General features: G+C 65.2%; 9 protein-coding genes. 7 read left to right on the top strand and 2 right to left on the bottom strand.

What is annotated here, in order from left to right:
• The coding region (locus GJ695_RS16605; RefSeq protein WP_229261293.1) for a hybrid sensor histidine kinase/response regulator at positions 1–3,536 on the top strand (3,536 nt) is incomplete at its 5' end.
• A 60-nt stretch (positions 3,537–3,596) separates the two neighbouring features.
• On the opposite strand, the gene GJ695_RS16600 is transcribed toward GJ695_RS16605, so the two are convergent.
• Positions 3,597–5,045, bottom strand: a complete 1,449-nt coding sequence (locus GJ695_RS16600) for a cryptochrome/photolyase family protein (RefSeq protein WP_154366591.1) — start codon at positions 5,043–5,045, stop codon at positions 3,597–3,599.
• A 154-nt stretch (positions 5,046–5,199) separates the two neighbouring features.
• Here GJ695_RS16600 and GJ695_RS16595 point away from each other — a divergent pair, with 154 nt between their 5' ends.
• The 6 genes from GJ695_RS16595 to GJ695_RS16570 are packed head-to-tail and all read left to right on the top strand — an operon-like array spanning position 5,200 to position 9,778.
• Entirely contained in the window at positions 5,200–5,853 is a 654-nt protein-coding gene (locus GJ695_RS16595) for a YqgE/AlgH family protein (RefSeq protein ID WP_154366589.1), read from the top strand.
• Entirely contained in the window at positions 5,854–6,243 is a 390-nt protein-coding gene (gene ruvX / locus GJ695_RS16590) for a Holliday junction resolvase RuvX (RefSeq protein ID WP_154366587.1), read from the top strand.
• On the top strand, positions 6,240–6,746 hold the full coding sequence (gene pyrR / locus GJ695_RS16585; RefSeq protein ID WP_154366585.1) for a bifunctional pyr operon transcriptional regulator/uracil phosphoribosyltransferase PyrR: 507 nt from the start codon (positions 6,240–6,242) through the stop codon (positions 6,744–6,746). Before ruvX ends, pyrR begins: the two co-directional genes overlap by 4 nt.
• Before the next feature lie 6 nt (positions 6,747–6,752).
• Positions 6,753–7,718, top strand: coding sequence for an aspartate carbamoyltransferase catalytic subunit (locus GJ695_RS16580; RefSeq protein ID WP_154366583.1), 966 nt, complete (start codon positions 6,753–6,755; stop codon positions 7,716–7,718).
• A complete protein-coding gene (locus GJ695_RS16575) occupies positions 7,715–9,016 on the top strand; it encodes a dihydroorotase (RefSeq protein ID WP_154366581.1) in 1,302 nt (433 codons plus the stop codon). Before GJ695_RS16580 ends, GJ695_RS16575 begins: the two co-directional genes overlap by 4 nt.
• A gap of 9 nt (positions 9,017–9,025) precedes the next feature.
• Positions 9,026–9,778, top strand: coding sequence for a lysophospholipid acyltransferase family protein (locus GJ695_RS16570; RefSeq protein WP_154366578.1), 753 nt, complete (start codon positions 9,026–9,028; stop codon positions 9,776–9,778).
• Here GJ695_RS16570 and GJ695_RS16565 read toward each other — a convergent pair.
• On the bottom strand, positions 9,775–10,632 hold the full coding sequence (locus GJ695_RS16565) for a symmetrical bis(5'-nucleosyl)-tetraphosphatase (protein ID WP_154366576.1): 858 nt from the start codon (positions 10,630–10,632) through the stop codon (positions 9,775–9,777). The genes GJ695_RS16570 and GJ695_RS16565 overlap by 4 nt on opposite strands.
• Positions 10,633–10,645 lie beyond the last annotated feature (13 nt).

The following is a 10,645-nucleotide window of genomic DNA, read 5'->3' as shown; positions in this document are numbered from 1 at the left end:
CCGCACCTGCGCCCGCGCCTGCCGCCGCCGATGATGCCGCCGCGGCACCAGCGCCTGCCGCCGACGCCGCATCTGCGCCCGCCGACGGCGCCGCGTCCGATTCCACTTCGCCTGATGCCACGCCGTCCGACTCTGCCGTTGCGGACGACGACGAGGCGCTTGTTGGCGACGCGCCGGTCATCGACGAACCAGTCATCGATCTGCCAGCCGCAGGAACCGACGAGCCGTCGGTGATCGCGCCGACCACGCCGCCGATCGTCAGCCACGGCAACGTGATCGAGTTCCCGACCATCACGCCGAACGTGCCGCGCGACGACAACGTCAAACACATCGGCGAACTGGCGATTCCTCTGCCGCTGTACAACATCTACCTGCACGAATCCGACGACCTGGTACGCAAGCTGGTGCAGGACTTCGGCGAGTGGCGCCACGAGCCGCGCCGTCCGGTCAATCCGGAAGCCCTGCAGGCCGCGCACACGCTGGCCGGCACCTCTGGCACGGTAGGCTTCAAGTCCCTGCGCGAACTCGCATTGGCGCTGGAAGACACGCTCGAAGTGCTGCTGCCGCCCGCGCCGCATCTGGATCAGGTCCAGCACGATCTGCTGGACTTCACCATGGAGCGCATCCGCCAGATGCTGCAAAGCTTCGCAGCCGGCGAACTGCCGGACGCGCAGCCGGAGCTGATCGGCGCGCTGCAGGGCCTGCGCGAGGAGCTGTCGGTGACGCCGCCGGCGGCCAGCAACGAAATCGAATCGCGCCTGGATAATCTGGTGGCGCAGACGATGGACGGCATCAACACGCCGCCGGAAGTGCAGGAGTCGGCGCTGGACCAGCTGTTCCGCGAAACCTACAACGCCATCAGCGGCACCGTGCCGGAGTCCGAAGCGCCGGTTGCGCCGCCGCGGAAGAAGAAGCCGGAAGTACACGTCGACGACGGCATCGATGACTTGTTCAATGCCGCTTTCGACGACGCCTTCGCCGACCCGCCGCTGAAGATGGCCGAACAGCTACCGTCAGAACCAGTGGCCGCGCCAGCGCCTCCAGAACCATGGCCGGAAGAAGACGAAATCGTAGCCGCGCCGATCGAAGAGCCTACGGTCGAAGCCGAGCCAGAACCGGAGCCCGAGCACGAGCCAGAGCCAGAGCCAGAGCCAGAGCCGCAACCGGAGCCAGAGCCAGAGCCGCAACCAGCGCCGGCGCTGGAATCGGAGCCTGTGCCGGAACCTGATGCCGAGATCATCGCACTGGCGCCCGCCGAGCCGGAAATCCTCATCGCCGCGCCAGCCCTGTTCAACGACGAACTGGACGCCGATCTGCTGCCCGTCTTCCTGGAAGAAGGCGCCGACCTGCTGCCGCAAGTCGGCGAAGCACTGCGCACCTGGCAGCACAATCCAGCCGACACCGCGCAGGCACAAAGCCTGCTGCGCCTGCTGCATACCGTTAAAGGCAGCGCGCGCATGGCCGGTGCGATGCGTCTGGGCCAGCACTGCCACGAAATCGAAACGCACATCGAAAACATGGTGCACGCCGGCTCCGCCACGCCGCAAGCCTTCGATGAGCTGATGGCGCACTACGACCACGCGTTGCTCCTGTTCGAACAACTCCAGAACCCGATCGCGCCGCAGGCCGAAGCAGTCACCGACCTGGCCGGCAACGTCGCAACGCTGCAAGACGGCGTCACGGCCGGAGACGCAACACCGGAGCCAACGCCGTCCACCGCGCCGCAGGCGCCGGCGGAAGAGGCGCCAGCCAGCATCAAATCGCCACTGGTGCGCGTGCGCGCCGATATTCTCGACCGTTTGGTGAATCAGGCCGGCGAAGTATCGATCTCGCGCTCCAAGCTGGAAAACGAAGTCGAAACCCTGCGCGCATCGCTGACCGACTTCTCGGACAACCTGGCCCGCCTGCGCCGCCAGTTGCGCGAAGTCGAAATGCAGGCCGAATCGCAAATCGCCTCGCGCATGGCCATTTCCAGTGACCGCGAATTCGACCCGCTGGAATTCGACCGCTTCACCCGTCTGCAGGAACTGACCCGCATGATGGCCGAAAGCGTCAACGACGTCGCCAGCTTCCACGAAAGCCTGGCCCGCAGCGTCGACAACGCCCACAACGACCTGACGCAGCAGGCCCGCCTGACGCGCGACCTGCAACGAGACCTGATGCGCGTGCGCATGGTGCCATTCGCCAGCATCTCGGAGCGTTTGTTCCGCGTTGCCCGCCAGAGCGCCAAGGACGTCGACAAGCGCGTCAACCTGGATATTCGCGGCAGCAGCGTGGAGCTGGACCGCAGCGTGCTCGAACGCATGGCCGCGCCGTTCGAACACCTGCTGCGCAACGCCATCGCCCACGGCGTGGAATCGCGCGAAGCGCGCGCCGCCGTCGGCAAGAGCGAAACCGGCGAACTGCTGGTGCAGGTGGCGCAGGAGGGTAATGAGATCGTCATCGAATTCAGCGACGACGGCGGCGGCCTCGATCTGGAGCGCATCAAGGCCAAGGCGATCAGCGTCGGCCTGCTGGCGGAAGAAGACGCCGCCACCGACGCGCAAATCGCCGACCTGATTTTCGAACCTGGCTTCTCCACCGCCGAAGCGCTGACCGAACTGTCGGGACGCGGTGTGGGCATGGACGTGGTGCAGTCGGAAGCGCAAGCGCTGGGCGGCCGTGTCGACATGTTCTCGGAGCCGGGCAAAGGCACGCGCTTCACCATCCGCCTGCCGCTGACGCTGGCCGTGACGCAAGTGGTGCTGCTGACGGCCGGAGGCAAGACCTATGCGCTGCCGGCGATCCTGGTCGAACAGGTGCTGCAGATGAAAGACGCCGCGCTGGCCGAGGCGCGCGACAACGGCATGCAGTATCTGCCGACGCTGCTGGGCGATGTGGCGCAGCCGCCGGTGCAGCGTTCATCGCCGGTGATGATGCTCAAGAACGGCAACGAGCGTCTGGCCTTGCAGGTGGACGAGGTGCTGGGCAACCGCGAGGTGGTCATCAAGAACATTGGTCCGCAGTTGTCGCGCATGGTGGGGATCGCCGGTGCGACGGTGCTGGGCACGGGCGATATTGTGCTGATATTGAACCCGGTGGCGCTGGCGCAGCATCTGGCGCATCACCCGGAGGTGAAGCCGCAGTATGCGCAGGTTGCGGCTGATAGTCCGGCGGCGCAGCTGGCGCTGGGCCGCACCATCATGGTGGTGGACGATTCGCTGACGGTGCGTCGCGTGACCCAGCGTCTGCTGGAGCGGGAAGGCTATCGCGTGCTGCTGGCGAAGGATGGCGTGGATGCGCTGGAGCAGTTGCAGGAATCGGCGCCGGACCTGATGCTAGTCGATATCGAAATGCCGCGCATGGACGGTTTTGACCTGACGCGCAATGTGCGTGGCGATGAACGTACCAAAAACATCCCGATCATCATGATCACCTCGCGCAGCGCCGACAAGCACCGCAACGTCGCGCTGGAGCTGGGCGTGAATGCCTACTTTGGTAAACCCTTCCAGGAGGGGGTATTGCTGGAGGCTATAGGTGGCTTGCTCAAGGTTTAGCGGCTTGCGGCACCTTTTTACCCCGCACAGCGCTGCGGCCGGGGTCTGACCCCAGAGGGGTCAGACCCCTTCGGTTGGGGTTTTTTTCACGATTTCGTAGCGGGCTAGCGTTTGTTTGCGCGCTTCGTCGTGCATCACCAGCGGCGGCGGATAGTCCGGCGCCAGCATGCGCGGCGCCAGCCATGGTGCGTGGATTTCCTTGTCGCTCAGCTCTTTCAGCTGCGGCAGGTAGCGGCGGATGAATTTCCCCTGCGCGTCGAACTTCTGCGATTGCGTCACCGGATTGAAAATGCGGAAGTAAGGCTGCGCATCGCAGCCCGACGACGACGCCCACTGCCAGCCGCCGTTGTTGGACGCCAGGTCGAAGTCGTTCAGGTGCAGCGCAAAATAGGCCTCGCCGCGCCGCCAGTCGATACCCAGATCCTTGATCAAAAAGCACGCCGTCACCATGCGCAGACGGTTGTGCATCCAGCCGGTCTGGTTCAGCTGCAGCATGGCCGCATCCACCAGCGGATAGCCGGTGCGGCCTTCGCACCAGGCGGCGAACAGTTCGTCGGCTTCGGGGCCGGTTTCCCATTCAATCGCATCGTAAGCCGGCTTGTAGGCGCCGCCCACCACGTGCGGATTGTGGTACAGGATCATGGCGTAGAACTCGCGCCAGATCAGTTCCGACAGCCACACCGCCGCGCCCTCGCCGCCGGCGCCGCGTTCCTGCAAATCCAGCACCGTGCGCACCAGGTGGCGCACCGACAGCGTACCGAAACGGAAATGCACCGACAGGTACGATGGCCCCTTCACCGCCGGGAAATCGCGCGCCACGTTGTAGTCGGCCATGCGCGGCAGGAAGTCCTCGAACAGCTGCGCCGCGCCGGACATGCCGGTCGGAATCTTCAGCTCGGCCAGATTGCTCGGTTCGAATCCCAGCTCGGCCAGCGTCGGCAGCGCTGGGGCCGGCGAGGGCGGCGGCGCCAGGCGCGCCGCATGCGGTTCGACGTTGTACGGCGCCAGCACCGACGGATCGGCCGCCAGCTTTTTCAGCCAGGCGTTCTTGTACGGCGTGAACACCGAGAACACGCCGCCGGTCTGCGACAGCACCTCGCTGCACTCGAAAATCACCTGGTCCTTGTAGCTGTAGAACTGGCGGCCGTCCGCTTCCAGCGCACTGGCCACCGTGGCGTCACGTTCTATCGCTTGCGGTTCATAATCGTGATTGCAGAACACCGCCTGCACGCCCAGTTCGGCGGCCAGTTTCGGGATCTCGGTGGCCGGATCGGCATGCCGCACGATCAGGTGGCCGCCTAGTTGTTCCAGCTCCGCCGCCACTTCGGCGATGCTGGCGTGGATGAAGTCGACCCGGCGGTCGCGGCGCGGCAGGCTGTCCAGAATCGTGGTGTCGTAGATAAAAACGCAATACACCTTGTCGCTCGCCAGCAGCGCCTGGTTCAGGGCCACATGGTCGAAAACGCGCAGATCACGGCGCAGCCATACGAGGGAAGAAGTCAGTTTCATTCGGTCTGTATCAATCTTGTGTGAGACGCAATCATGGCCGCACCCGCAATTCAGTGTAAACTACAGGGTAAACAGAGTTGCTAGCCGCGCGAATACTACAGTAATTGTCAGCAGCACAGAAAGAACACGCACCCCAGCAGAGAGAGCAACTTGTATGAAGAAGAGCAAAATAGGCAAAACTCTACCTGTCGCCGGCATGATGCAGGAAGCCGGTGAATCCCTGGAGCCGTTCGGCGCTGCCGCCAGCACGCTGAACCTGGCAAATCATTTCCTTATTGCAATGCCATCCATGCAAGATCCGGTCTTCGGCGGCACGGTGGTGTATGTCTGCGAACACAATGAAAACGGCGTGCTCGGCGTGGTGATCAACAAGCCCACCGACATGACCATGCACACGCTGTTCGAGCGCATCGACCTCAAGGTCGAATCCGGCCTGGAAGGCCATGACGACGAGCCGATCATGTTTGGCGGCCCGGTGCAGGACGACCGCGGCTTCGTGCTGCACACGCCCGGCCATCGTTACTCCTCGTCGCTGACGGTGACCGATGAAATCGCCTTCACCACCTCGATCGACGTGCTGGAAGCGGTGGCGGCCGGCGAAGGTCCGCCGCGCATGCTGGTGTCGATCGGCTATTCGGGCTGGAGTCCCGGCCAGCTGGAAGAGGAAATCGGCCGCAACGGCTGGCTGACGGTCGGCGCCGATCCCGAAATCCTGTTCAACATGCCCATCGAGGACCGCTACACGGCCGCCATGCGCCTGCTCGGCATCGATCCCTTGATGCTGACGTCCGAGGCAGGTCACGCGTAAATGGGCAGTATTGACACCATCTTCGCTTTCGATTTCGGCATCAAACGGATAGGCGTGGCAATGGGCAATACGATGTTGCGCCAGGCCGAACCGGTCAAAGTCATCAGCGCGGTCGACAACGCCACCCGCTTTGCCGATATCCAGAAACTGCTCGACGAATGGAAGCCGGCCCGGCTGGTGGTCGGCCTGCCCATGCACCCGGACGGCGCCGAACACGAAATGACCGCCCGCGCCCGCAAGTTCGCCAATCAATTGAACGGCCGCTTCAACCTGCCGGTGGAGCTGGTCGACGAACGCTATTCCTCGGCCGTCATCACGGCCAAGCGCGGCGAGGTCATTGACGACCGCGCCGCCGCCATCATTCTGCAACAATACTTCGACTCCTTATGACTCTGAATCCCAACCAACTTGACGCCGAAGCGCTGTACGCGACGCTGCTGGCCGACGTGAAAGCCGGCCTGGCCGGCGTGCCGGATGTCGCCATTGTCGGCATCCACTCCGGCGGCGCCTGGATCGCCGAACGCCTGGCGGCCGACCTCGGCCTGTCGGCGCGCTGCGGCGTGCTGGACGTGTCCTTCTACCGCGACGATTACGCCAAGAAGGGCCTGCCGGCGGAAGTCAAGCCGACCAACATCACCTTCGACGTGGCGGCCGCCAACATCCTGCTGGTCGACGACGTGCTGTACACCGGCCGCACCACGCGCGCCGCGATCAACGAGCTGTTCGACTACGGCCGCCCGGCGCGCATCATGCTGGCGGCGCTGGTCGATCGCGGCGAACGCCAGCTGCCGGTGGCGGCCGATTTCGTCGCCGGCCACGTGGCCGTGCCGAAGGGACAGGCGCTGGTGCTGCAACGCGCCGACGATGGAAAATTTACGCTAACCATTGAATAACACACCATGCTGAATCCGCAACTGAACAAAAACGGCGAGTTGCAGCACTTGCTGTCGATCGAGGGCCTGCCGAAAAGCATCCTCAATCACATCCTGGACACCGCCTCGTCCTTCGTCGGTATCTCCGACCGCGACGTGAAAAAAGTGCCGCTGATGCGCGGCAAATCGGTGTTCAACCTGTTCTTCGAGAACTCGACCCGCACCCGCACCACCTTCGAAATCGCCGCCAAGCGCCTGTCGGCCGACGTGATCAACCTGAACATCCAGGCCTCGTCGACCAGCAAGGGCGAATCGCTGCTGGACACCATCGACAACCTGGCGGCGATGCACGCCGACATGTTCGTGGTGCGCCACGCGCAGTCCGGCGCGCCGTACCTGATCGCCAAGCATTTGATGGAAACCAGGCAGAACCACGTGCACGTGGTGAACGCGGGCGATGGCCGCCACGCGCACCCGACGCAGGGCCTGCTGGACATGTACACCATCCGCCACTACAAGAAGGACTTCACCAACCTGCGCGTGGCCATCGTCGGCGACATCCTGCACAGCCGCGTGGCCCGTTCCGACATCCACGCGCTGACCACGCTGGGCGTGCCGGAAGTGCGCGCCATCGGCCCGCACACGCTGCTGCCGGGCGGCCTGGAGCAGATGGGCGTGCGCACCTTCACCAACATGGATGAAGGCCTGAAGGATGTCGACGTGATCATCATGCTGCGCCTGCAGAACGAGCGCATGAGCGGCGCGCTGCTGCCGTCGGCCGGCGAATACTTCGCCAGCTACGGCCTGACGCCGGAACGCCTGGCGCTGGCCAAGCCGGACGCCATCGTCATGCACCCGGGGCCGATGAACCGCGGCGTGGAGATCGACTCCGCCGTGGCGGATGGCGCGCAGGCAGTGATCCTGCCGCAGGTGACGTTTGGTATCGCAGTACGCATGGCGGTGATGAGCATCGTAGCAGGGACGCAAGCATGAAGAACATTCACATCAAAAACGGCCACTTGATCGACCCAGCCAACGGCGTCGACGGCATCAACGACCTTTACCTGGCCGACGGCAAAGTGCTGGCGGTGGGCGCCGCGCCGGCCGGCTTTACCGCCGACCAGACCATCGATGCGACCGGCCTGATCGTGTCGCCAGGCTTCGTCGACCTGTCGGCGCGCCTGCGCGAGCCGGGCTTTGAATACAAGGCCACGCTGGAATCGGAGATGCAGGCCGCCATGCAGGGCGGCGTCACCACGCTGATCTGCCCGCCGGACACCGATCCGGTGCTGGACGAGCCGGGCCTGGTGGAGATGCTGAAATACCGCGCGCAAAAGCTGAACCAGGCGCACGTGCATCCGCTGGGCGCGCTGACCATGGGACTGAAGGGTGAGCAGCTGACCGAGATGTCGGCGCTGACCGAATCGGGCTGCATCGGCTTCTCGCACGCCGAGCAGCCAATCGAGGACACCAACGTGCTGCTGCGCGCCATGCAGTACGCCAAGACCTTCGGCTACACCGTGTGGCTGCGTCCGCAGGATGCGCACATCGGCGTCGGCGGCGTCGCCGCATCCGGCCCGCTGGCGTCGCGCCTGGGCCTGTCCGGCGTGCCGGTGATGTCGGAAACCATCGCGCTGCACACCATCTTCGAACTGATGCGCGCCAGCGGCGCGCGCGTGCACCTGTGCCGCATCTCGGCCGCCGCCAGCCTGGAGCTGATCCGCAAGGCCAAGGCCGGAGGCCTGCCGGTCACCTGTGACGTCGGCGCACACCACATCCACATGACCGATGCCGACATTGGCTTCTTCGATTCGAACGCGCGCATGGCGCCGCCGTTCCGCAGCCAGCGCGACCGCGACGCGATCCGCTTCGGTCTGCTGGACGGCACCATCGATGCGCTGTGCTCGGACCACACGCCGGTCGACGACGACGAGAAGCTGCTGCCGTTCGGCGAAGCCTCGCCCGGCGCCACCGGCCTGGAGCTGTTGCTGTCGCTGACGCTGAAGTGGGCCGACGATTACGCTGCGCAGCAGGACACCGGCAAGCAGGGAGCGCTGTCGCGCGCGCTGGCCCGCATCACCTCGGAAGCGGCGCGCGTGGCCGGTCTGTCGGCAGGCACGCTGACGGTGGGCGCGGTGGCGGACGTGGTGCTGTTCGACGCGGGTGCGCACTGGACGGTGGAAGCGTCGGCGCTGGCCAGCCAGGGCAAGCACACGCCGTTCCTCGGCTATAACCTGGCGGGACAGGTACAAACCACCATCGTGGCCGGCCACGTTGCTTATCAACGCTGATCGCGCTGCATGAAACTGTCGACTATCTTCCGCCTGGTGCGGGTGCTGCTGCACGTCTTCAAGGGTATGGCGATCTGCGCCACGGTGTTTCCATGGATCGGCCAGGAGCAGCGCAACGCGCACATCCGCCGCTGGTCCACCAGGCTGCTGGGCATGTGCAATGTGACCGTCGAACAGGCGGCCGGCAGCGCGCCGGTGCTGGAGCGGTCGATGGTGGTGGCCAACCACGTGTCGTGGCTGGACATCTTCGTGGTGCACAGCCTGTACCCGAGCCATTTCGTCGCCAAGGCCGAGATCCGTTCCTGGCCGCTGGCCGGCTGGCTGGCGCAGAAGGCCGGCACCGTGTTCATTTCGCGCGGCAACCGGCGCGATCTGCGGCATATCTTCAAGGGGCTGGTGACCACGCTGGAGCAGGGCGAGCGGGTGGCGTTCTTCCCGGAAGGGACCACGTCGGCGCAGGGCAATCTGCTGCCGTTCCACGCCAACTTGTTTGAAGCGGCGATCGACGCCAAGGTGCCGGTGCAGCCGTTTGCGCTGATGTATGAGGACGCCAGCGGCGGCCGGCATCCGTCGGTGGATTTCATCGGCGAGACCAGCTTTGCCGAAAGCATCGTGCTGATCCTGAACGGGCCGCCGGTCAAGGCCCGGCTGGCGATTCTGCCGCCGGTCGATACCACCGGCGCGCATCGCCGCGACCTGGCCGAGGTCACGCATCAAGCCGTGGCCGCCGCACTGGGCGTCACGACGTCAACGACGCACTAGGCTTTTCCGCCCGGCTCCTTGAACTGCGGGCACTGCACCTGCAGCAAGGTGCGATCCTCCAGGCACACGGCCGACAACTGGCCGCCCCACACGCAGCCGCTGTCGAGGCCGAGCAGATTGGGCTGCATGGTCAGCCCCAGCGCCGACCAGTGGCCGAACACCACCGTCTCGCGCGCGCTGCGGCGGCCGGGCACGTCGAACCATGGCATCAGGCCGGTCGACGGATCGGCCGTGCCGCTTTCCTTCATCTTGAAATCCATCACGCCGTCGGCGGTGCAGAAGCGCAGCCGCGTCATGGCGTTGATGATGCAGCGCAGCCGTTCCACGCCCTGCAGATCGTCCGACCACTGGGCCGGCTCGTTGCCGTACATCTCGGCCAGGAAGTCCTCGATCCTGTCGCCGCGCAGCATGTCCTGCACCTCGCCGGCCAGCGCCATCGCCTGTGCGCCGGTCCATTGCGGCAGCAGGCCGGCATGCACCAGCACGTGGCTGCCGGAGCGGATCGCCAGCGGCCGGCGCCGCACCCAGTCGATCAGCTCGTCACGATCCGGCGCATGCAGGATCTCGGCCAGCGTGTCGGACTTGTGCTCGGGCCGGATGCCGTAGGCCACCGCCAGCAGGTGCAGGTCGTGGTTGCCCAGCACGCTATCGATGAGGCCGCCGCTGGCGATGGCCAGGCGGCGCACGTGGCGCAAGGTCGCCAGCGAGTCCGGCCCGCGATTGATCAGGTCGCCTGCGAACAGAATGGATGGCTCCGCCACGCCGCTGTCGGCCGCGTGGGCGCGTATGCGGTCGAGGATGGCCAAGGCCTGCTCGTGGCAGCCCTGTAAATCCCCGATTACATAGGTTTTCATATGGATGCTCGCT

This window comes from Duganella alba, from assembly GCF_009674495.1.
Classification (GTDB): domain Bacteria; phylum Pseudomonadota; class Gammaproteobacteria; order Burkholderiales; family Burkholderiaceae_D; genus Rugamonas; species Rugamonas alba.
This window is presented reverse-complemented; position numbering and strand designations above follow the sequence as displayed.

Excerpts from the sequence above, each read along its gene's own strand:
- GJ695_RS16600 (WP_154366591.1), bottom strand. The coding sequence starts at position 5,045 with ATGAAACTGACTTCTTCCCTCGTATGGCTGCGCCGTGATCTGCGCGTT.
- GJ695_RS16595 (WP_154366589.1), top strand. The coding sequence starts at position 5,200 with ATGAAGAAGAGCAAAATAGGCAAAACTCTACCTGTCGCCGGCATGATG.
- ruvX (WP_154366587.1), top strand. The coding sequence starts at position 5,854 with ATGGGCAGTATTGACACCATCTTCGCTTTCGATTTCGGCATCAAACGG.
- pyrR (WP_154366585.1), top strand. The coding sequence starts at position 6,240 with ATGACTCTGAATCCCAACCAACTTGACGCCGAAGCGCTGTACGCGACG.
- GJ695_RS16580 (WP_154366583.1), top strand. The coding sequence starts at position 6,753 with ATGCTGAATCCGCAACTGAACAAAAACGGCGAGTTGCAGCACTTGCTG.
- GJ695_RS16575 (WP_154366581.1), top strand. The coding sequence starts at position 7,715 with ATGAAGAACATTCACATCAAAAACGGCCACTTGATCGACCCAGCCAAC.
- GJ695_RS16570 (WP_154366578.1), top strand. The coding sequence starts at position 9,026 with ATGAAACTGTCGACTATCTTCCGCCTGGTGCGGGTGCTGCTGCACGTC.
- GJ695_RS16565 (WP_154366576.1), bottom strand. The coding sequence starts at position 10,632 with ATGAAAACCTATGTAATCGGGGATTTACAGGGCTGCCACGAGCAGGCC.